The organism is Nocardia noduli (assembly GCF_019038455.1).
GTDB lineage: Bacteria > Actinomycetota > Actinomycetes > Mycobacteriales > Mycobacteriaceae > Nocardia > Nocardia noduli.
In genome coordinates this window covers 82,897-104,311 of the sequence record NZ_JAFMPL010000005.1, presented here as the reverse complement: position 1 = coordinate 104,311, position 21,415 = coordinate 82,897, and the positions used below count along the sequence as shown (strand labels likewise).

The window sequence follows — 21,415 nt, the reverse complement described above, 5'->3', positions numbered from 1 at the left end:
CGCGCTGCGATGATCGAACATGATGGCGGTGAGCGCCGTCACCGACCCGAGGGTTGAGGCGTGGCTCATTGTGATCGACATTGTCATTCCCTGTTGTGTCAGGCGCTTCAGCGTCCAGATGATCTTACTGGTAATGATTTCCATTTGCATAGTGGGTGATTCGGAGGCCTTATCCGATCGGGGTGAGCGCACTTCGGTCGGCCGCGCCGACGCGCTGCGAAGGGGCCCGACGAGCGCGCCCTGCTCTTCGAAAGATCTTGCGGAAGCCGAGCTCTTGTGAATCCGGGTCATACAGCTGCCGACCCCGGTCGGGCCTTCTACCGGTAAATCGTGGCGGCTCTTTCGGCTCGCGCGTGTCAGGTCGGGCAGTAGATCCACATGGGCTCGGGTGTTTTCGTCAAGATGCAGGTGGCGCAGCCGATGCGGGTTCCGACTCTCGATCACGGCATCGGGACGTTGTCGGGAAGCGGCGCAGGAAGCTCAACTCGCTCGGTGGTCCTGGTGGTTCGACCGAGCCTGCGGCAACTGTAAGTCTCGGCCCACTCGCATCGCGCTCGGCGTGGGCCGGGACTTTTGGGAACGACCGGGTCGACCAGCGGTTCCCAGGCGTGGGCGCAACGGCAGGCAGGGCGCGGCGCGACAAAGTTTCGAGACAAGAGACGACTTCTCGGCCTCGCCTGACCGGCCGCGCAAGGATGGGCTGGTGTCGAACAGGCATGATCGAGTCGCCTGACGAGGAGGATACCGTCGGCGACGATCGCGGTCTGTCCGCTCGGACCTGGTCTCGAGCTCGGACGTCTCGGCGTATGCGTCATTCGAATCGCCTCGGGCAGAGCGAGTTCGACCTGAACCCCCACACGGAAGAGGAAGTACGTGTCCGGATCATGGTTCCAGGACCGTGGGGTCATGTCAGGGCGATGGAGGGGTAGTCGACTACCAACAGGCACCTGTCCAATCCTTGTCCGCCCGCACGAGGAGAATCGTCACAAAGGACCGCGTCATTGGCGCGTGGCCATCGGGCGTGATGGTGGACGAGCAAGGTCGGAGGACCATGCGGAGATCCTCGAGGTGTGGGATGGCTCGGTGCGGGCGTACCGGATGTGCGACTTGTAGATCGGCGGTGGTACGCGAACCCGGTTCGAGCCGAGTCGGTCTACGCGGGAGCTGAAGAGCGGAAGCGCCGAGACGGCGATTCCGCCCTTTCGGAGAGGCGTCAGGTTGTCGTCTCCGGCACTACTTCGTGGGGGCGGGTTTAGGGGAGGGCTGGTTGATGGTGGTGAAATACTGGATACCGGCGGCGATGGCGACCGGGGCGGTGATGAAGATCTGGCCGACGATGGTCCCGAGCGCGCCGATGCCGGCGGCCCCGATGAGGCACCCGATCAGCCCGGCAGGCAGCCCGCCGAACAAGGTGCCGAGGGTGCCGCCTGCGGCGCCGGTGATACCACCGAGGACACAGCCGATGCCGGCGCCGGTGAGTCCGCCGACCAGCGTGCCGATGGTGGCACCCATGGAGATGGTGCTGGTCATCCGGCTCCAGGCGGCTTGCTCACGCTCGTACTCGGTCTTCCATGGCGCTTGGTCCTCGTAGGGGAGGGCGACCGGCTCGTAGACGGCCTTGTCGATGGCGAGTTGCGGTGTGAGCGTGGCGGTGTTTCCTGCGATCTCGGCGGCGATCGGGAACTCGAATTCATCGATCCTGAACTTCAATGGCAGACCGGCGACCACGGTGCCGTCGACTGCCTTGAGCTTCAGGGTCTCGTCCTCGATGACGACCGTGCCGGAGTCGGTCGTCACGATGGCCTGGGTGTCGGTGGTGAGGGCGGAGTAGCCCACTGCCCTTTCCGGTCCGGGAGTAGGTGTGGCATTCACACTTCCTGCGGTCACGCCTGTCGCCACGGTCAGCAGTGCGACCGCAGCCGCCAGTGTCCTCTTCTTCATTTCAGGAATACCTCATCTCGTTCGAGCAGCGGCTGAGTGCCGCGACGAAGCATAATGATAATCATTACCATTTGTACAGTCTCGGTCTCCGAGGATCGAGACTCTGGTCTGGGCTATTTCACGGCTATGGGGAGTTGTGGTATTCCGATGGCGATCGGACCAGCACGTACGGTGTTGCGGGCCAGTCGATCCAGCGCGACAAGCTTCTTGCGGGCTGCTTCCAGATGATTTGCAGCCCTTGAACTTCGCCGAGCCATCCATTGGCGCGCGCTTCGGTGATTCTGTCGGCGAGGTTGCGGACGATCGCGACCAGTCGGTCTCGCTGTGCGGGGTCGACCCTGAGCCGTCCGGTCGCGTTGGGTGACCGCTTTTCGGAGTAGGCCCTCGGTGCCGTCGATCATCGCTCCGGCCTCGGCAGCGTTGGCCGCGGCCAGCAGATCGGCCGCCGCGCGGTGCCTGTCGTTGGCGGTGCGAACCAGCAGCGGTAGAACGGGCAGCCGTTCGCGGGTCCGCTGGTCCATACGGGCCTTACGCCGCGCGCGATCCTTGGCGGTCTGGATTTCGGTGTCTGTGATTGGGCACGGCGCAACCCTGTGGCTCCAGCGCGCGGGTTCTCGACGGCCCAGTGCGCGATGTCGAGGTAGAACGCGCGGACCCGGATCAACTCGTCCTTGAGGTTCAGCCGCGGCGTCGGGACCTTGATTCGCTCGCGTCAGCGTTGGTGTGGTCCCGGTCGTCGACCACGACGAACGGGACCACCTCGTGGGGTCTCTCTACCACGCGACCCCACCGGGGCAGCCGAATCCCATCGACATCCAACTCGTCAAACCCATCTGCGCTCATCCACGTTTCTTCACATCCGACTCGAATGAACGAGGAATACACAACGCGCCAGAGTGATCGACAGAGACGCGCGGGAGTGTCGGGGCTTAGTCCGGTCAACATGTCGCGGAAAACCTGCCCGGTAGGAATAATGTGGTCGAGTGCGCGCCGCCGCGATCCGCGCCCACACCGTCTCGACATCCCAGGCGTGGATCGGCAGCCAGGTGTCCACGATCCGCCGCGAATTCGACACACCACCGCTGGGTGGGTTCCCGGCGTTGCGGGCGGCGCCGCACTGCGGGCATGGACACGTCCTGCCGGACTCGTGCACGAACGCGGGCCTTCTGCTTCTCTCCCTTGATTCCTGGGCCCTATGACCCATCGTGTTCAAAACCCTGATCGGGCGGTCCACGATCCCGGCGGCGCGCGATTCCGCGACCAGCATCGTGATCACCCGCCGCGCTGGCGTTCTCTTGAAATCGCTTGTGCACCAACGGTTGCGGTGTGATGGCCATTTGCCTCGTTCGGTGACGCGGTCGAGCAGATCCCCGCCGGTCCGGGCTACGACCTCATGACGAAGCGCATAGTGCTCGGCGTGTTCTCGCGCGAGAGCCGATGTCTCGGGCCAGTCGGCGCGGCCCATGTCGGCATGGACGGTGGTGACCCGGTCCAGCACACCGAGGCGGTGGAACTGCTCGACCAGGACATCGGTCATCGCCTGGCTGTCCTTGCCGCCGGAAATCGAGATCATGTAGTGGTCGTAGTCGAGCAGGTCCGGGCCTGCCGCGAGCGAGAAATCCGCCGCAGCAAGCGAAAGGTCCGAGCGACGGGCGCGGCGGGTGCCGCGCGGGACGGCGGGTCTGGAAACAGTAGAGATGGACACGAAACGGACCGCCTTTCTCGGTCGATGTCTCCCGCCGGGTCGAGGTGATGGGTTGCCGAAGACGCGAGCACCTGGGCGGGGCCAGGCGATTGCGTCGTGCGCGTGCTGGGTGTTCAGGCGGCCGGTGACTGGACGGTGTCGGTGAGGTCGAATAGTGCGAATCCGGCCTGGTCACCTCGGGTGCGGTGAGCCCGCCCAGGGGAGCGTTGGTGCGATGGCGTGGCCGCGAGGCCGGCCGGTAGCGGGTCGTCCCACAGCCCGGGGTCGGCGGTGGCGCGCTGCATGTGATTCACGCGGAGGGCGTGCATGGCCTTTTCTCGCCATGCCAGGGCGTAGCGCAGGCAGTGGCGACAATCGGTGAGATGGCGCCGCCCGGTGGCGTCGGGGCGGGAAAGGTGGACGCACCCCGGCATCAGGGTGCGGGCTCGGCGCGCGGCCATCGACCACCCTTGACTATCAGCACTGTGGAGCAGATGCCCGGCCAGGGCGAGGGTGCGCAGCGAGACCCCGTAGCCGTGCAGTCGCATCCCGAACGGGGCCAGTGCGGTGAGGATTCGGGCGATGTCGTGGTCGGCGTTGCGTCGGCAGATACTGCCGACCCCGACCCAGCGTCCGGTCAGGTCGACACCCGCGCGCTCGTACATTCCGACGTGGGCGACGAAGTCTTCGGGCCGCCAGCCCTGCAACGTCGGAAGCCATGGCACGAAATCGAACTGCTCGACCAGATAGAGGTAGTTCTCGACGGTGAGCCGTTGATGCTCGTCAATGCTGAGCCCGGTCGCGGTCAAACAGGCTGGCTCGCAGGGGTAGTCCTGGATGCCGACGAAGCACGGGGGCCCGATGTCCTCGATCAGCCGTGCCCACAACGCCCCGTATTCGTCCGGGCTCGCCCACCAGGGATGGGAGTGGCGGTCGCGGGTGAGCACAAGCGCGGAATAGGCCCCCGAGTCCCCGGCGTAGGGCGCGAGGTTCATGCGGACCGGGAAGCGTTCGCCGCGAGTGCGGTAGCGCACGAGCCGGGTCGCGGAGAGGAACACCGGGACCGGGGCGGTGTCGAGCAGGCTGGGTTGGGCGAGACCGAGGAAGAACCGCATCCGCCGCGCCGGGTCCGGGTGTTCGCTGGTGCCCGTCCACTGGGTGAGCGGACCCCACGCGGTGTCGAACCGCTCGAACCCGTGCCCGCCCGCCGGGGCGAGGCCGATCGTGTTGTCGTGTCGAGACATCGGTGATCCTCCTTCCGGTTCCACGTCACGCGGCGGGCCGGGCCGCTGGGTTCAGTCGGGGGCGGTGTAATCGATGGTGATGCCGAGGTCGGTGGCGGCGGCGGCGCCGAAGCGCGCGATCCGGTAGAGGGCTTCGGGGGCGAGTCGGTTCTCGAGGGCGGTGTAGATCAGGTGGGCGGTGATCTCTCTGGGGTTGGCGTGCAGGGCGACCGAGGTCGCGAGCGAGGCCAGTCCGCCGTCACCGCGCAGGAACGCGCTGTAGGCCAGCAGCATCACCGGTGTCGCGCGCAGCGGGCCGGGCAGGCACCGGCCCAACATCGCCCACAACGCTTCGGCGGCGTCGGCGTGGTCTCCGGCGGCGGTGGCGTGCAGGCATTGGCTGACCGCCGCGACCGACAGGGCGGCGGCCACGCGCGCGAGGTGCCGCGCGTTCGGGACGGCACCGTCGGCGATCTCGGCGATCGCCTCCAGGACCAGCTCCAGGTCACGCCGGTTGAGGCTGCGCACGTGCTCGTCGTGATCGGCCAGCGCGCGGCGCGAGCACGCGTCGAGCGCGGCAGGCAACTCGGCCGCGACCGCGCCGACCAGGTCGAAATCCGCTGTCAGTACATCGTGCAATGCCTGGGTGAGTTCCAGGACCGCCACCCCGGCTGCGGCGCGCTGCGGCGTGCCGGCTTTGGGGGTGGAGGCGGATTGGGGCGGGGTCGTCGCGTCGCGATGCCCGGACAGAGGCCACCACGGTTGGTCTCGGGCGAGTTCGCGGGTCGCCCAGCTCGCCGCGAGGAGCAGGGGTCCCTCGGTCAACGCGTCGGTGAGGTATTCGACCAGACGATATCCGCGATGATCGGGGTCGGCCGTGGCGGGAGTGAGACGGTCGTCGATGAGGATCGCGTAGCCGAGCCCGGTACCGGTCGTGGCGATGCGGCGTCGCAGCCACGCGGCCAGGATCGGGGCGGAGGCGCTGAATTCGATGTACGACAACGAAGCACGGGCGTCGTCGGTGTGCTGGTCGGGCACCAGGATCACGATCAGTGATCGGCTCGGGGCGAAGTCCAACGCGGTACGGATCGCGGAGATCCATTCCCGCGGCGGGAACTGGGGGTCGTCATTGAGCACGAGACATCCTTCGCGGTTGGTAGGAATGAAGGGGGACCGTCGCTACCGTGGTGTGCTTGTCGCAGCGGCGTCGGGTGGCTACGGCTAGGTATTCAGCGGTGTGACAATCTATTTCGGCTGTCCTGGCCGCACTGAGTGGCTGGTCGGGGTGCCCCATCGGCCGCCGAATGCAGAGCCCGAAGGCTCGTGTGGTGTGGTGTGGGGCCGTGGGCCTCGGGTGTCGGTGAGCGGCCGGTGGTGAGGCAGCGGGTGTTCGGTGTCGTCAGGGGATGGTGATACCGAGGTCGGCGGCGGCTGCGGTGGCCGAGCGCGCGAGCCGGTGTAGGGCTCGGGGTGGGAGGCCGCGGTCGATCACGGCGCCGAGCAGGCGGGCGTGGAGGTCGGCGGGGTCGGCGTGGAGAGCTGTCGTGACGGCGAGCCGGGCCACGACGCCGTCGCCGCGCAGGTGGGCACTGTGGGCGAGCAGGACCGCGGGATGGGCACGGTGAATGCCGGTCAGACTGCGGGTCAACAACACCCACAAGCCCTCGGCCGCGACGGCGTGCTCGCCGGTGGCGGTCGCGGGCAGGCATCGCGATACCGCCGCGACGCTCAGCGCGGCCCCCAGCCGCGCGAGGCGGCGCGCGGTGAACTCCTCACCGGCGGCGAGATCGGCGATCGCGTACAGCACCGCTTCGAGATCGCGGCGGTCCTGATCCGACATGGCCTGCGGGTGGGTGAGTGCGGCGCGGCGCCCGTGTAGGTCCGCGACAGCCTCGGTCAGGGCCGCTGAAACCGGTTCGGCGAGTGCGGGATCGGTGGCCAGCGAGTCGGCCAGCGCGGTCCTGGATTCCAGCACTGGTACCCCGAGCGACGCGCGCTCGCGTGCGAAGGGGGAGTGAGCGGGGTCGGGCAGGGTGCCGGAATCGGCGGGCTCCGACAGCGACCACCACGCCCCGCCCGCCACGATTGCGGCGGTCGCGAAGCTCCCCTGCCACCGGACAGAACGATTCGGCCAGCACGCCCACCACATGCTCGACGAGACGGTGATGGCTGATCTCGCCGGTCGGGGTCCGGGTCCCCTGGTGGTGCGGAGGGTGCAGCCGGTCGTCGACGACGAGCACGAAACCGATCGCCGGGCCCATCGCCGTGATCAGCGGACGGAGGCGGTCGGTGATCGAGGTCGGACTGTCGGTGAGATCGAAGCGGGGGAACGCCGCCGGTTCGTCACTGCTGGTTTCCGTGGATGCCGGGATCAGGACCAGGATCAGCGACCGTCGCGGAAGGAACCCGATGATGCCGGGTACCGAGGCGATCACCCGGCTCGCAGACCAGGGCGGGGTGGGCGTGGACATAGCGAAACTCCTTCTCGGTCAACGGAAAACAAGCTGAGGGGCGTGCGTTGGAACCGGGCCTGCGTCGAGACGTCACAGGGCGAGCAAGCGCTGCGGAGCGTCGTCGATGCCTCTCAGCGGTCCCGACAGCGAACACGGGCAACCATGTGGCGGCAGTTGTCTTTGCGGACGCGTTGACACGACGGGTGATCACGGCGAGGGGCAGGGGGTAGCATCGCTGGTGGAGGATCAGCAGGCTGGCCGATAATTTGGAGGTCAGCACATGGCTGCACGTCGCCCACCGCGCCCAACGCGGACGGCTCGATCACCGGAAATGACGCAGCGGGTGCAACGTTCACGCGAGCGTGTGCGCCGACGCCGCGAACTCGCCCGCGAACGCGACCGGGAAGTGTCGGCGGCGGTGCGCCGCTATCTCGCCGATTGGCAGGCGATTAGCGCGTGCGAGGCCAAGCGTGACTCTGAGATCGCCGAACTACGCCGCCGAATCAGCGCCGTCGAAGACGAAGCCGCCGCCCAGATCTCGGGTCTACGCGCCGACCAGGGCCAGGCGGCGGCGATCATTCGCGACCAGCCCGGCCACACCGACGACGACGTCGCCGACCTGCTCGAGATCACCCCCAAACAAGTCCGTCAACTCATCACCCTCGCCCGCACACAGCCCAACGACCCGGCCGACTCTGCCGCAGATGATGTCGAACAGACCGAGATCACGCATGATCAAGCCGTGCAGACCGAAGAAGCACAGACCGATACAGATGGCGCTCGAGCACTGACCACAACCGGTGACTCGGTACCGACCGACCCATCGAAATGACCCAGGATCGCCATCAGCCACTCTCAGATCAGCTGCGCGTGACTCGGTCGGCACCCAATCGCCGCGAGCGCGGCTGATGCTGAAAGCACAGCACGCCAACCGACCTCACGACACTCACCGAGCCGAGGACGGCGACGTTCGCGGTGAACGAAGTACGCGTCGAGCGGATGCCATATCCGCCACGCAGCGTCGATCAGGTGGCGAAGTAGCGGCCGACTTGCCACACATACCAGCGGAACTGCTGAGGCGACAACGGCTGCCGCACCGGGATACCCGCCACCGGCGAATACGGCCAGAACGCCCAACCACACCGATGACAGTAGAACCCGGCCCGCCACAGCCCGTGCGCAGCCGGGCGCCCGCGCAGAATCCGGTTGTTGTGACGCCGCCGGGCCCAGACAACAGCCAGGCACAACAGGCCCGGCGACGCGGTGAACCCGACCATGAACACCCCGGCCACCGCCGTCTGCACTTGGGCTTCGACCGGATCACCGTGGGTGCTGATGGCGAGAGTCAGGACCAGAGCCCACAAGAACGCGGGGATCAGTAACAGACAGCCCCAACGGGTCAGCCGCCGCGTCGGCTTCCAGGCGGGTTCGCGGGCGAAACTGCCGGCCAGTGCGGTGGTATGGGTGCGATCGACGGTCATGGTGCCGAACACCGGCACCAGCCCACCGCTCGAAACACCGAATCCCGAATACGATCCGCTGCCGTAGGAGACTGCGGTGCCGTCCGAACACAGCGCGGGCACACTCTGCACCCAGTCCAGCCGCCCGCAGCTGGGGCAGGTGATGTCGATATCCATCCGCGGATCTCCCGATCGGGCAACCACGTCGACGTCACGGCGGCGCGGTGGTGCCTGCGATGAAACCTCTGGCAAATCGTATTGAACACCGCCGGCGCGGATGTGTCGATGATCCGAATATGCGTAACGCATGGTCTGTTTCCCTTTCGTGGACGTGTCACCGCGAGGTCGGTCCGACAGGTCCGGGGGTTGGCAAATAGCTGGTAAATGGAGGTGAATTTCCGGCGCGGATCTCGCGCGAGGGCTGCTGAAAACTTCCAGGCGAAGGAAGGTGCCGGTCTTGAAATGTGCGTCAAATCACTCCGGAGAACCCGTCTCTCAGCGGCAGAGGCCGTTCGGAAGCGGTCGCAAGACTCGAAACCGGGCGACAGCGGGGGTGTCATCGAGGCGGTGGTGACCGGGTCGCCACCTGCGGTCACGGTGCGAAACCGCTGAACACGGCGGCCAACGCTCGGTGGTGGGTACGCGCGGAGTCAACCGGTCGAAGACACCGCGCGGCCGGGCTGCTGTTCGGCGCGGCCGAGGCGATCTCGTGGACGATGTCGTCGTACGCGAAGCACGCGGGTTCCACTGCGTTCCGTTCGAAGGTTGTCGCCGGCGAGTTCGATGCTGATCTGCGGGCCACCGGAGTCTTCTTCGACAAGGCGGACAGAACGAGACCGGGGTCGTAGCTCGCGCTGTATCGGTGAGGAGCAGCGGACTGGCCGGGGTGGGCGATTCCGGAACACTATGTTGAGCAGGGGTATACAGGTCGAGGGAGGTGCTGATGGACAGCTCAACGGACGCTACGGACTGCGCGCGGGACAGCGTGCGCGCGGGCATCGTCTACGCAGCGGGTCGGATCATCGAGCGCAGTGTCGATCCCAGCATCACCGCGGAGGCACGCAAGATCCTTCGCCTCGCCCAAACTCTGGAGTCGCACCATCCCTACGCGTCCGGATAGGGGCCGGCGCCGTCGAGGTAGGTACTTCGGTCGTGTGAGGTGCGATGTGAAGGGTTACGTCGTGATCGTCGGGCACTCATCATCGACCGGGTATCGCCCAGCGGGTTTGCTCCGATCTCCGCCGACTGCGGACCATCGCTCTCCGACGAGGCGTCGACTCGCAACTGGCGCACGAGTGGTACCACGCGTCCGCGTCGAGATGGAGTGCAGCACACTACTGCTGCCCGGGTCATGTAGCCGCTTGTGGGCAGAGAAGTCGGAACCTCACAGCGTCGGGTAGCTGCGAGCGTCAGGGACCCATCTCAAAGGCACGCCAGTATTCGCGCGCCGTCGACAACAGAGCGGTGCACGCACTTTGCGCTGTGCCGCGTCGAGGACGGGCCGAGGGTCGAAGATTCTGTGCTTAACATGACGCTTCGGGCCGAGCCTACGTCTCGGCCCGAAGCGATTGTCAATTCGTACCAACCGGGGTGTTGAACTCCGACTCGGCTGCGCTGGTACGGCCAGTCCCCTCGGTCGTGGGAACTGTCTGCTCATCGATGTCGTGAGCATGAAGACTGGCGGCGTCGCTGAGGATTCGACTGATGGTGGAGCGGCTCTTGTTCAACTCGGCAGCGATTCGAGAGGGATTCCAGCCGTCGAGGTGATGGTGGGTCAGTGCTCTGGCGACCAGGGCGGGGTCGCGGCGCTTGGCTGGATCACGTGCGCACAGTCGCGCCGCCTCCGCCGAAAAGTCTCGGCCTGTGTCATCGGCCGCAGGTGTCGGGGTGTGTACGGAACCGGCCACCACCGCTGGGGTCTGCGCAGCCAGAACCCTGATCGCCGTGGGTTGTTCGTCCAGCGGCGACGCAACACCGTTCGCCCGGTCGGTTTGGTGCGCACCCTTTTCTCCGTGACCAGAGTGCGCGAGGGCGAGCAGTGCAACGGTGGCCTGTGCCATGGACCCTTCGATGATGACGGGCCACAGCCACGCTTCGCCTGCGGGGACGCCGGCGACAATGGCCAGCGACCGCAGTGCGGTGAACGACAGCCAGAACGCGCCGGTGGCGATGAGCACGGTCATCGCGGTCGCGACCCACCGTGTGGCGCGGGTGGCGGTGTGCGCACGGGCGAGGACTGTCACCCCGTGGATGGCAGCGAGCAATGCCAGAGGCGGGATGACCGCGACCGCGGCGGCCACGGCGGGCAGTGCGGTGTCGTGCAGGAGGGCTTGGGTGGCGTTGCCGGTGATGCTGACCGTGGCGGCGGCGGCGAGCACGCTCCAGAAGAAGCCGTGCGCACGCGATGTCGGTGTGTCGGCCCCGTGGTGCACCGTGCGCACGGTGCCCGTGGAGGAGGTGAGGGCGAAGTCGGTCATGAGCGGGTTCCTCCGATCGTGGGCTCGGCGTGCGGACGGTCCGGCCGGTCGTGGCGGTAGGCGGGGGCCAGTGGATGGGATTCTCCGGTGAGAACGGCTACCGCGGCGGCGATCTCGTGCAGGTGGGCTTTGACGTAGGTGGCGGTGACACCGGCGCTCTTGCCGCGGTGTCCGGCGTAGGCACGGGCGACGGCGTAGCTGAAGGTGCGTTCGACCCAGGTCAGTGTGGTGTGGCGCAGCCAGTGCATGCTGACGCCCTGAGTGGCGACCCACGGCAATTCCTCCCCGATGCGTCCCCAGATGTGGTCGTAGCGACGCGAGGTGATGGGTCTGCCATCGCGGTAGCGCAGCAGTTGCTCCGAACGCGGGCTCCCGCGCTCGGCCGCATGCTCGAGTAGCCCGCGCATCAATGTCGGTGACACCGGTTGCCACCGGTCACTGCCGTCCTTCTCGCGCAGAAAGATCAGGCACTGGTCGGGATCGAGGTCGTGTGGGCGCAACGCGAGGGAACCGCTACGGCGGCAGGCGGTCTCGATGTGCAGGCGCAGCACCAGCGAGTCGAGGTCGGGGTCGTCGCCGGTGGTCGCGGCGACGGTCCAGATCTCGGTCAGCTGATTCGATCCGATGGCGTAGCGGTTCGACGGACGCCGCGTCGGGCGAGCGATCCCGCGCGCAGGGTTGTCGACAGGGCGGATCCAGCCCGAGTCCTCGGCGAACCGATAGACACACCGCAACGCGCTGACGAAATTCTCCGCCGCGCCGGTACCGCCGCGGGAGGCCCGGTTGGTGCGGGCCTCGGTCTGGATGCGGCGGGCCATGTCCTCGAACTCCGCCTTGGCCGGTTCGTCCAAACGCCTGTCGGCGCAGTGGGTGAGCAGGTGGGTGAAGTGGGTTTCGTAGGTGCGCAGGGTGCCGGGCGAGAGCCGGGCTCGCACCTTCGGGATGACCTCGGCGAAGGTCGGCACGGTCGTGCCGGGGTCGACGAGATCGGCGGGGGAGATACCCATCTGGGTCAACAGCAACCGTGCCGCAGCGAGGGTGTCGGCGGTGACCGGCGAGTGGCTGGAGGTCGTCATCGGTGGGCCTCGCTCACCAGCGCGAGACTCGTCGCGCACAGTTCGTCGAGTGCCGCGGGTGGGTGGATCAGTAGGTGATGGCTGATGCGGTGGGCGATCAACAGGACGCGGTCACCGATGTCGAGGCCGACCCGGCGGCGCAGCCGGTAGGGGATACGGAAGTAGCCGCCCTCGGCGAAGGTGACGTCCGCGGCGGGTGCGGGGCGAGCCAGCAAAGCACCGGCATCCAGACATGTCAACTCCAGCCGGATTCCCGGCCGCCAGTCGAGCGCGGCGAACACCGTCCGGTCCACGATCCGGCCTCCGGCCCCGACGGTGCACAGCCCGTACTGGATGTGCCCGTTTCCGGGACGGACCACGCGGTTCGTGACCTGCGGTCCTGAAACACGTTCCTGCAACCCCGGCTGCGGCGGGATGATCGGCGCGATCACCGCCGATCGCTTCCGTCAGCAAACATCCGGGATACGGCACAAATGACGGGAAATGGCATCCGCGCCACCAAAAGGCGCAGGTCAGAAGGTGAAATCACAGCTCGGGCTCCTGGGATAAAGGGCCCTCGCGCACACTGCACGGATATCTGTCACGTATGACGGAGATCTGTGCGCGAGAGGGGACTACCGCACACGGAAACATGCTGTTCAAGGGGTATATCTGGCAGATTTGCCAGATATCGAGCCGACGTCGGGTGGCTCTGTCCTCGTGAGCGGTGACGATGACTGGAGGCATCGGCTGCTGTCGGGTCGCCGTGAGTGGTGCGGGTGGTCAGCCGGAGGGGGTGCGGTGACCGGTGGGTCGTCGAGGTCGACTTGGAAGGTGAGCTGGTCGCCACCAGTGACGGTGAACACGGTCGCGGTCGAGCCGGTGGCACGGAAGAGTTCGGTCGCGGTGAGGGCGGTGGAGCGCGCACTCCCCTCCGGCTGGGGCGGGGTTCGGAGTTCGTTTGTTCGAAAGCGTTCGGTTGGGGAGTTCCGCCGACGACGATGGGTTGCGGTTGTGGACGGGCAGGTGCCGCGTAGGGCTTGAGATCGGCCAAGGCAACCATGTCGGTACTGACATATATGCATCAATATATGTGTCCGTCGATCGGGATACCGCGGTTGTATGTCGTCTGGCCGGGGACGGCTGGGACTGACGGGGAGGGGTCATGTCCTGATCGTGGTGTTGTGCGGCGATGTCGGGGGCTGTGGGGATGGCGGTGTGATCGTGTTCGATGGGGGTTGGAGGACCCATCGGCATGTCGCGGCGCGCTCGGGCAAATGTCAAATGCTGAGTCTGAATCCTCGATATTCTGCTGCATTTAGCGCCTCTGGACTCTTGCCAGCCTGCTTTGTCTCTATCGGACTGCTGCACGAGTGAGACTTCGGTGGTGCGAATTCGGATCACGCAGGTAGGGGCAGGATTCGGTGTGGCGGAATCGCTGGTGATGGGGTTTCATTGAGGGTGGAGGATCGGCAGGCTGGTCGAAAGGTCAGCATGTCGTGTGTGCGCTTGAGAGTTTCTCCGGTGTTGTCGGCGGCGGTTTCGCGGCGGTGTCCTGGTCCTCGATGATTCGGGGATTGACCTCGGATGAGTTTTCGCTTGGTAGAGCGTCGTTTTCGGGGTCGTCGAAGTGGTGTCCTGGTCGGCCGGTGAACGGGTTCGGATTCTCGACTCGACGGACTGGTCAGTGTGGTGCGCGCCCTGGGCTGTCCGACGCGGAGGTCGTCGTAGTCGGAAGCGCCGTTCGGTGACCGAGCCGGTCGACGCGGGCTCCGGTGATGATCCTGGTGGGTTCGCGGTTGTAGTGCCTGATGGTCCGCCGGAGTTGAGTGTGGCGGCGGCGCGGCTGTTGTTGGGGTTGTTGGTCGAGCATTCTCATAGGCGAAGTGGAGAAGGAGAGGGTGATGGGCGTGGAGGTCGGCGAGTGGGACGTGCTCGACGAACTGCTGGGACTCGTCCCGGAGATGGTCGATCCGAGCGGTGATCGCCGGTTCGCGTTCTATGGGCGGTGTTCGACCGAGGACAACCAGGATCCGGAGACCTCGTTTCGGTGGCAGCGGGGTAACGCGGAGAAGTTCGTCGACGGTGCGGCGATCGTGGCCGACTATTTCGATATTGGTCAGTCCCGCTCGGTGCCGTGGCACCGCCGTCAAGAAGCGTCGCGGTTGCTGGCAGATCTGAAGAACCCTGGGCGGGGGTGGTCTGCGATCGTGGTGGGCGAGGGCACACGGTGTTGGTTCGGCAACCAGTTCAGCCTGGTCGCTCCGCGTATCGAGGGACACGGGGTGGAGGTGTGGGTGCCAGAGTTGAACGGGCTGTTCGATGCCCGCAACGTCACGCATTCGATGATGATGTCGATGCTGGGCGGGCTCAGCGAGTCCGAACGCCAGCACGTCCAGCAACGCACCCGCGCCAGCATGGACGCCCAGGTGTTGAACGAAGGCCGACACCAAGGCGGACGCCCGCCCTACGGATACCTGGTGATCGACGGTCCACCGCATCCGAACCCGAACCGGGCCTCCGACGGACTCAAACTGCGGATCCTGTCCCTGGATGCAGCGGCGGCGCCGGTGGTGGCGCGGATCTTCCGTGACTATCTCGCAGGTCTGGGGGACAAGTCGATCGCGACCGCGTTGAATCGGGAAGGTGTTGCGTGCCCGTCAGCGCATCGCCCGGAGCAGAACCGGCATCGTTCCCAGGATGGTTGGCAAGCGAGCACGGTGACCGCGATCCTGACCAATCCGCGCTACACCGGGTACGCGGTGTTCGGTCGGTGGAGCAAGAAAGAGGAACTGCTCGATATCGATGACGTCGCCGCCGGACATGTGGTGCGGTTCCGTCGTTCACCGAACGACCGAATCGTGCGGTCGCGCAAGCCCGCTCATCCGGCGATCGTGTCGGTGGCCGACTTCACCGAAGCGCAGCTGCTGCGTCGCCGCCGTGCTGGGACGAGCAACCGTTCGCGGGCGAAGCTGGAACGCACACGTTCGGCACCGCATCTGTATCTGTTGGCCGGGCGGATCCGATGCGAGATCTGTGATCGGCGAATGCAGGGCGAGACCGTGCATCAACATCCCTACTATCGGTGCCGCGCGAAAACCATCGCCCCCGGCAGCCCGCTACTCGCCGAGCATCCCCGCACTGTGAACCTGCGTGAAGACCACTTGGTGGGTCCGGTCGACGGCTGGCTGTCGAGCTTGTTCGGCCGCGAACACCGGGACCACACCATAGCCGCCCTCCTCGCAGCCCAACCCAGCGAGGACACCGACACGCGGCGAGCGGGATTGCGACAACGCATCACCACCGCCGAGGGAAAACTCGCCAATCATCTGGCCGCGATAGAGGCGGGCGTCGAACCTGCAGCATTGGTCGCGGCGATGAACGCCGCCCAGGCCGAGAAGGCCGCCGCCGAGGTTGAACTCAAGGGCCTGCCCCAGGTCCGGACACTCACCGAGACCGAGATCCAAAAACTGGTCGAGTCCCTCGGCGACGTGAAGGCCGTCCTGACCGCAGCGAATCCCGCCGACAAGGCCCAGCTCTACCGGGCACTGGAACTCGAAGTGCGCTACCACCCCGACAAACACAGGGCAATCGTTGGCGTCACCCCTTGTGGGGTTAGCACTGGTGTCCGGAGGGGGACTTGAACCCCCACGCCCGTTAAAGGGCACTAGCACCTCAAGCTAGCGCGTCTGCCATTCCGCCACCCGGACCGGTGGTGCTCAGCAAGGTTAACGGATGCGTCGGCTGGGACCAAATCGCGGTACAACCGGACGCGCCCGGCGGGATTCCGCCGGGCGCGTCAGGCCTCTGACCGGGGAGAATTCGTCGGTTCGTGCGATTCCGAGCCCCGGTCGTCGACGGCTCAGCGGAGCTCTTCGAACGTTCGAGCGAAAGCGAGGTCGCCGTGTCCATCGGCGACCTGACGGTCGATGAGATTCTTCACCGGCGCGATGACATCGAGTGCGATCCCCGCGTCACGACTGGCCGTCACGATGGCGTCCAGCGCGGCCTTCTGGAAACCCAGGTGCTGGACATCGGTGGTGTAATCACCGGAATCGATGGTTCGGCCGTATTCCGGGAGCCCGTGTGCCATCGCCCTCACCCACCCGGACGCGCGTTCCGCGAATTCCGCGGCGGACACACCGACCGAGCGGACCATCGCCGCCCCGTGGAAGAAGCCGGCGAACATCGAGTACATCACCGACAGCAAGGCGAAATCGTAGGTGGAAGCCAGTCCCGGATCTTCCCCGAGGAATTCCACGGCAGCCACCGACTCGAGCAGCGATCGGTTGCTCTCGAATACGGCGCGGTCCCCGCTGTAGAGGATCGATGCTCCCGGCTGTCCGATCATCGACGGCACCGCCATGATCCCGCCGTCGAGATAGCCGACGCCGTTCGCCGCCGCCCACCTCGCCAGTTCGCGGGCGTGTTCCGGCGCCGTGCTGGTCAGGTTGATCAGCTGTCGCCCCCTCAGTCGAGCGACGACGGGGTCCAGAGTTTCGTGCACCGAGGCGTGGTCGAGCAGCACCGCGATGACGAGATCGTTCACCCCGACCGCCTCGGCGACCGAAGGGGCACCGATGGCGCCGACTTCGATCAGATCGTCACCGCGCCCGGGTGTCCGATTCCACACGGTCGTCGGTCGGCCGCTCGCGACGAGCGCCCCGGCCAGAGCATGTCCCATAGCGCCGAGACCGAGCACGGTCACTCCGTCGTGCAGGATTTCCGCCATGTGCGGATCAACTCCTCGAATAGGAAAATATCGTGGTCAGCGCGCTGAAACAAACAGTGCCTCCCCGTCGTTGAGTCGACAAGTACCCACTATTCGGTCGGGTACTTACCGGTGGGTGTGTGAAGAGGTCGCGCGGTGAGTGAGAAGAGATCCGGCCCATATTTCTGCGGCATCGACGCGGCCATGGACGTGATCGGTGGCAAATGGAAGCCCCTGATCCTGTGGGAGCTGGAAGCGAACGGAGTACGCCGTTTCGGTCAACTCCGACGCGGACTTCCCGGCGTCTCCGAGAAGATGCTCATCCAGCACCTGCGCGAACTCGAAGCCGACGGCATCATCGCCCGCGAGATCTTCGCCGAGATCCCACCCCGCGTGGAATACGAACTGACACAACTCGGTTCGGAGCTGAACAGCGCCCTGCGACCGCTCGGGGCATGGGGCCGCGACCGCATCGACCGGATCGGCGCGAATCGCGTCCAACCGCCCCCGTGACCCCGCGATTGGCATTCCTCGGACCGATATGTCTAAGATTTCGAATCGTCGGCGACGTACGAAGTCGCCTGCGTGACAAGAGAACACATCACCGGTCCGGGTGGCGGAATGGCAGACGCGCTAGCTTGAGGTGCTAGTGCCCTTTAACGGGCGTGGGGGTTCAAGTCCCCCTTCGGACACGACCACTACGCCCACGGGCGGTTGCGGGTCGACTTCGGCAACGACCGATCGTGCGGTGTGGTCGTAAGTGAGTTTGAGGCCGAGCTGGCGGTACAGCTCCAGCTTCTCCGAAGCGTCGGCGCGGCCGAGGATATCGGCCATTCCTCCGAGGGATTCGATGAGTGTCTCGATCTCGGCTCGGGTCAACGTCCGGTTCGATTGTTCGTCGGCCTGTAGCGCGATGATCCGGTCCGTGGCGAGCTGTCTTTTTCGTTGCACGTCGGTGGTCCACTCGGCCACAAGTATCGGGTCTGTGCCCGCTTCGAGGGCTTCGCGGTATCTGGCCATTTTCTTATCGAGTTGGGCAAGTTCGCGTCGCGCCGAGCCAAGCGCTGGGGTGTTGTCGGGTCGGGCGGTTTCGAGCGTGGTCAGCGAGTGCTCGATCTGGTCGGGGTGGAAGATGGGGACGGACATGATCAGGTCGTGTGCCTCTGAGTCGGGATCGATCGGACCGCCGATCTCGGGGACCCACAGCGCCACGCCGTAATGGACGAACACCGGGAAGGTGAGCCCGAACTGGTTGCCGTAGAACGCGCGCTGTGGTTCGCCGATCACGACCGCGTCGAGACCGATTGCCGTGCTGCACTTTCCTGGCGTCGGCGCGGCGATGCGGGAGGCTCGAGTGTCGCATTTGGTTACCGCGTCGGAAGCACAACTTCGGCGGGTGAGCGGTCGTGCCGCAGCCCGCGGAAGCCAGGATGTCGTAGTACTTCGTCTCCGGTGAACTCGCGGTACTCGACATAGGCGATCAAGACCGGCTCGACGTAGCGGGCGGTCCTAGCGATCGCGGTCGGTACCGTAGCGAGCGGGCTGGTCGGTTGCGCGATGGCGTCGAGCATCGCCCGCAGAGCCCGACGATCAGTGGTTGTGAATCCCGTCCCGACAGCCGATATACCGGAGCGCTGACCCGCTGTCGTGCGCGGCGAGCACCAAGGACCCGAACGTGTCGGCGAAGGCACCGTTACCTGGTAGCCAGGCCGAGCCGGTAGACCTCTCTCATCGATATCGAGAGAGGTGGTGCTGAGTTGTTCAAGGAGATCTGCCGGGACGTGCGGACTGCTCAGGTGCCGAAGTGGGGGCGCGTCGTCGAGGTGTCGGGGCCTGTTCTCTTCACGGTCATCGACGAGACCGGAGAACCGGTGGCGCCGATCCGCCGGTTCTTGATCGATGTCATCGCGCAAGGCAACAGTCGGAACTCGGTACGCCGCAGCGGGCGAGCGAAGGCACACCACAACCCTCTCGACCCGACCGTCCCGAAGGTCGGATCCGCTACAACCCGAAACTGCCCAAACCAGCCCCGCGAGATCTCGGACCCGCAGTGGCAGGCGTTGTTCGCGGCGTTGCGATCGAATCGGGACCGCGCGGTGCTGACTGTGGCGGTCAGCACCGCAGCGCGTGCCCAGGAGATCCTGGGAATGCGGATGGCGGACCTGGACTGGGGTGAGCAGCTTGTCCAGGTGATCCGCAAGGGAACGCAAGCGAGCCAATGGCTTCCGGCCAGCGGGGAGGCGTTCGTCTGGCTGCGGCTCTATCTCGCCGAGCTCGATGCACCGTTGGACCTGAGACAGCAGCTGTGGCGGACACTGCGGCGCGGGATCCCAGTACCAGCCGATTAAGACATTCGGGTCAGCGCAGGCGGCGTCACCGCACCCCGGCTCCGCCGAGCTGAGTTCGAGGCTGCCTCAGTGCCACCGCTCTCGACACGACCCAAACCTACAGCGCTGTCTGCAACGACGACGCCCTGCGGCACTGGCCTGCTCATCGACCGGCTGGATCGGGTGCTTCATTGTCAGCGAGTCGTGCGGTGAACAGGCCGACGAGTAGGTCGATGGTGAAGTCGAACTCGCGGTCACGGTCGAAGCGGGCGAGGTAGGGGGCGGCCATGGCGACCTGTGGCAGCCCCGATGACTCGAGCATGCTCTGCCTCTTAGTAATCTCGGCGGGTTCAGCAGTCCCGAAGGTGGGTCCGGCTGAGACCTCGCGCAGCAGGGTGCCTATGAGCGTGGCCAGCAGGGTGCGCATCAGGTGTACCGCCACTTCAGGGCCGCAGCCTGTGCGTCGCAGCACCGACAGAGCTCCTTCGACCGGTGACAACCCAGCGGTCGAGGAGAGCTGCCGGGTCAACACCAGTGTCGCGGCCTGGGGATGGGCAAGGGTGATCCTGCGGAACTCGTGCGCCCAGGCACGGAAGTCGTCTTCCAGTGAGTCGGTTTCCGCCGGGGGGATCAGCTGCTCGAGCAGGTACTCCGCAACCGCGTCGAGAAGGTCGTCCTTGTCCTGCACGTAGTGGTAGAGACTCTTGGCATCGACGCCGAGTGACCTGCTGACTGTTCGCATGCTCAGCGCGTCTATGCCTTCGGCATCGATCACCGCCAGCGCCGCCTCGCGGACCGCAGCGCGGGAGAGCTGTTTCTGAGCTTTCGGCGGCCGACCACGGCGGGCCGGAGCGGGGCGGTTCAAGGCTGCTGACGGCGCGGCTGCTGGGTTCACGGATTCCACCCTTGCATATTTCCACATCGTGGGTTTTACTTATCAGTAATCCCACGCTGTGGAATTACTGATTCGAGGTGAAACCGATGCAAATGCCCTGGCAACAAGGTGACGTGCTGGGCCTGGCGAGCATCGGCTCACCGGTCGACACCCTCGGCGACCAGTCTCTGATCGACGGCGGGCCGGGAGCGCGCCTGGCCACCATCCGCACGCAGGCCGGCGAGTTCCGCAAGGAGTTCATCGAAACGGGCACACCCGACAGCGTCGTCACCTGTGACCTGGTGACGCTGCCATATCCGACGCGGTTCGGGCTGTTTCGTGCGTCGCGGGCGATCGCGCCGTTCCTGGCGATCACCAACCGGATGCTGGTGATCCGCTGGCGTGAAAGCGATGGCACCCCGCGGGTGCTGCTGTTCGAACCCAGCGACGTCGAGCTCGGCCGCTACACCCCGTATTTCGACAAGCTCGCCGGGCGCACGCCCGCGGTGGTGTCGAACCTGATGGTCACCGAACATGGAACCGTGCAAGGTCACCTGGCGCGATTGGGGATCACTCCCGCCGAGGTCGACTACCTGATGTTCGATCACCTGCACACTCAGGATCTGCGTCGCTGGGTCGGCACCACCACCCACCAGGCCGATCTCGGTGAACGTCCGCGGGCGGTGTTTCCCCGGGCCAAGGTCATCGTGCAGCGCGACGAACTCGCCGCGATGGCCGAGCTGCACCCGACGCAGCGACCGTGGTACCAGCCCGATGCCTACCGTGACGTGCCTCCCGATGCGTTCCTGCCGATCAACGGGTCGGTTGTGCTAGGTCCCGGTGTCGCGGTGGTCAAGACCCCCGGCCACGTCTTCGGTAACCAGAGCCTGGTGCTCAACACCTCCACCGGCGTGTGGGTCAGCAGCGAAAACGTCATCGCCACCGAATGCCTGACCCCTGAACACTCGCGGATGCCCGGGCTGGCCCGCTGGGCCAAGGAGTGGGGCCAAGAACTCGTGCTCAACGCCAACACGATCGAAACCACCGTCGACCAGTACAACTCGATCGTGCTGGAGAAGACGCTGGCCGACCGAAGCCAAAAGGACTCCCGCTTCCTACAGTTCTTCCCCTCGAGCGAGCTGACCACGGCCTGGACCAACCCCGGCACCTCACCGACCTTCACCCACGGCGCCATCGCCCACTGAAGACC

At 66.0% G+C, this 21,415-nt stretch carries 18 protein-coding genes, 2 tRNA genes and 1 pseudogene; 7 read left to right on the top strand and 14 right to left on the bottom strand.

Going from position 1 to position 21,415, the window contains the following annotated elements; genetic code table 11:
• Nucleotides 1-1,233: 1,233 nt before the first annotated feature.
• The 6 genes and pseudogenes from JZ792_RS05695 to JZ792_RS43185 form a co-directional block, all read right to left on the bottom strand.
• Entirely contained in the window at nucleotides 1,234-1,941 is a 708-nt protein-coding gene (locus JZ792_RS05695; protein ID WP_216907552.1) for a DUF8020 domain-containing protein, read from the bottom strand.
• An 853-nt stretch (nucleotides 1,942-2,794) separates the two neighbouring features.
• A complete protein-coding gene (locus JZ792_RS05690; RefSeq protein ID WP_216907550.1) occupies nucleotides 2,795-3,646 on the bottom strand; it encodes a phosphoadenosine phosphosulfate reductase domain-containing protein in 852 nt (283 codons plus the stop codon).
• 113 nt (nucleotides 3,647-3,759) lie between these two features.
• Entirely contained in the window at nucleotides 3,760-4,869 is a 1,110-nt protein-coding gene (locus JZ792_RS05685) for a deazapurine DNA modification protein DpdA family protein (protein WP_216907548.1), read from the bottom strand.
• Between the two features lie 51 nt (nucleotides 4,870-4,920).
• The gene (locus JZ792_RS05680; RefSeq protein WP_216907546.1) at nucleotides 4,921-5,985 is read right to left on the bottom strand and encodes a DUF4192 domain-containing protein; all 1,065 of its coding nucleotides are present in this window, start codon (nucleotides 5,983-5,985) and stop codon (nucleotides 4,921-4,923) included.
• Nucleotides 5,986-6,247: 262 nt separating this feature from the next.
• On the bottom strand, nucleotides 6,248-6,997 hold the full coding sequence (locus tag JZ792_RS41845; protein ID WP_254189351.1) for a DUF4192 domain-containing protein: 750 nt from the start codon (nucleotides 6,995-6,997) through the stop codon (nucleotides 6,248-6,250).
• Nucleotides 6,987-7,319: pseudogene (locus JZ792_RS43185) on the bottom strand (DUF4192 family protein); the annotation flags it as partial. The gene JZ792_RS41845 and the pseudogene JZ792_RS43185, both read right to left, overlap by 11 nt.
• A gap of 325 nt (nucleotides 7,320-7,644) precedes the next feature.
• On the opposite strand from JZ792_RS43185, the gene JZ792_RS05665 reads away from it, so the two are divergent.
• Nucleotides 7,645-8,133 carry a hypothetical protein gene (locus tag JZ792_RS05665; protein ID WP_216907543.1) on the top strand — a complete coding sequence of 163 codons (489 nt, stop codon included), beginning with the start codon at nucleotides 7,645-7,647 and terminating at the stop codon, nucleotides 8,131-8,133.
• Between the two features lie 193 nt (nucleotides 8,134-8,326).
• Here the strand turns inward: JZ792_RS05665 and JZ792_RS05660 are convergent, their stop codons facing one another.
• Nucleotides 8,327-8,938, bottom strand: a complete 612-nt coding sequence (locus tag JZ792_RS05660) for a hypothetical protein (protein WP_216907542.1) — start codon at nucleotides 8,936-8,938, stop codon at nucleotides 8,327-8,329.
• A gap of 766 nt (nucleotides 8,939-9,704) precedes the next feature.
• Here JZ792_RS05660 and JZ792_RS05655 point away from each other — a divergent pair.
• Complete coding sequence (locus tag JZ792_RS05655; RefSeq protein WP_216907541.1) at nucleotides 9,705-9,881, top strand: hypothetical protein; 177 nt, start codon at nucleotides 9,705-9,707, stop codon at nucleotides 9,879-9,881.
• Nucleotides 9,882-10,332: 451 nt separating this feature from the next.
• Here JZ792_RS05655 and JZ792_RS05650 read toward each other — a convergent pair whose 3' ends face one another.
• Genes JZ792_RS05650 through JZ792_RS05640 form a run of 3 tightly spaced genes read right to left on the bottom strand, consistent with a single transcriptional unit; the run spans nucleotide 10,333 to nucleotide 12,745 of the window.
• Nucleotides 10,333-11,238, bottom strand: a complete 906-nt coding sequence (locus tag JZ792_RS05650; RefSeq protein ID WP_216907540.1) for a DUF2637 domain-containing protein — start codon at nucleotides 11,236-11,238, stop codon at nucleotides 10,333-10,335.
• Nucleotides 11,235-12,314, bottom strand: a complete 1,080-nt coding sequence (locus JZ792_RS05645; RefSeq protein ID WP_216907538.1) for a tyrosine-type recombinase/integrase — start codon at nucleotides 12,312-12,314, stop codon at nucleotides 11,235-11,237. Before JZ792_RS05645 ends, JZ792_RS05650 begins: the two co-directional genes overlap by 4 nt.
• Nucleotides 12,311-12,745: a hypothetical protein gene (locus tag JZ792_RS05640; protein WP_216907536.1), complete on the bottom strand. Its 435-nt coding sequence runs from the start codon at nucleotides 12,743-12,745 to the stop codon at nucleotides 12,311-12,313. Before JZ792_RS05640 ends, JZ792_RS05645 begins: the two co-directional genes overlap by 4 nt.
• 1,452 nt (nucleotides 12,746-14,197) lie before the next feature.
• On the opposite strand from JZ792_RS05640, the gene JZ792_RS05635 reads away from it, so the two are divergent.
• Nucleotides 14,198-15,937, top strand: a complete 1,740-nt coding sequence (locus tag JZ792_RS05635; protein WP_216907533.1) for a recombinase family protein — start codon at nucleotides 14,198-14,200, stop codon at nucleotides 15,935-15,937.
• On the opposite strand, the gene JZ792_RS05630 is transcribed toward JZ792_RS05635, so the two are convergent.
• Together JZ792_RS05630 and JZ792_RS05625 are read right to left on the bottom strand one after the other, a co-directional pair.
• Nucleotides 15,916-16,003: transfer RNA gene (locus JZ792_RS05630), tRNA-Leu, on the bottom strand. The two genes, JZ792_RS05635 and JZ792_RS05630, sit on opposite strands and share 22 nt — an antisense overlap.
• A 152-nt stretch (nucleotides 16,004-16,155) precedes the next feature.
• Nucleotides 16,156-17,025 carry an NAD(P)-dependent oxidoreductase gene (locus JZ792_RS05625; protein ID WP_216907531.1) on the bottom strand — a complete coding sequence of 290 codons (870 nt, stop codon included), beginning with the start codon at nucleotides 17,023-17,025 and terminating at the stop codon, nucleotides 16,156-16,158.
• A gap of 135 nt (nucleotides 17,026-17,160) precedes the next feature.
• Here JZ792_RS05625 and JZ792_RS05620 point away from each other — a divergent pair, with 135 nt between their 5' ends.
• Nucleotides 17,161-17,517 carry a winged helix-turn-helix transcriptional regulator gene (locus JZ792_RS05620; RefSeq protein WP_308165165.1) on the top strand — a complete coding sequence of 119 codons (357 nt, stop codon included), beginning with the start codon at nucleotides 17,161-17,163 and terminating at the stop codon, nucleotides 17,515-17,517.
• A gap of 94 nt (nucleotides 17,518-17,611) precedes the next feature.
• Nucleotides 17,612-17,696 (top strand) — tRNA-Leu (locus tag JZ792_RS05615).
• A 675-nt stretch (nucleotides 17,697-18,371) separates the two neighbouring features.
• On the opposite strand, the gene JZ792_RS43180 is transcribed toward JZ792_RS05615, so the two are convergent.
• On the bottom strand, nucleotides 18,372-18,695 hold the full coding sequence (locus JZ792_RS43180; protein WP_216907529.1) for an ATP dependent DNA ligase: 324 nt from the start codon (nucleotides 18,693-18,695) through the stop codon (nucleotides 18,372-18,374).
• Between the two features lie 66 nt (nucleotides 18,696-18,761).
• On the opposite strand from JZ792_RS43180, the gene JZ792_RS05605 reads away from it, so the two are divergent.
• Nucleotides 18,762-19,352, top strand: coding sequence for a tyrosine-type recombinase/integrase (locus tag JZ792_RS05605; protein WP_254189350.1), 591 nt, complete (start codon nucleotides 18,762-18,764; stop codon nucleotides 19,350-19,352).
• 142 nt (nucleotides 19,353-19,494) lie between these two features.
• Here the strand turns inward: JZ792_RS05605 and JZ792_RS05600 are convergent, their stop codons facing one another.
• A complete protein-coding gene (locus JZ792_RS05600) occupies nucleotides 19,495-20,226 on the bottom strand; it encodes a TetR/AcrR family transcriptional regulator (protein WP_308165164.1) in 732 nt (243 codons plus the stop codon).
• 86 nt (nucleotides 20,227-20,312) lie between these two features.
• Between JZ792_RS05600 and JZ792_RS05595 the strand changes: the two genes are divergently transcribed.
• Nucleotides 20,313-21,410, top strand: a complete 1,098-nt coding sequence (locus JZ792_RS05595; RefSeq protein ID WP_254189349.1) for an MBL fold metallo-hydrolase — start codon at nucleotides 20,313-20,315, stop codon at nucleotides 21,408-21,410.
• Nucleotides 21,411-21,415: the final 5 nt, after the last annotated feature.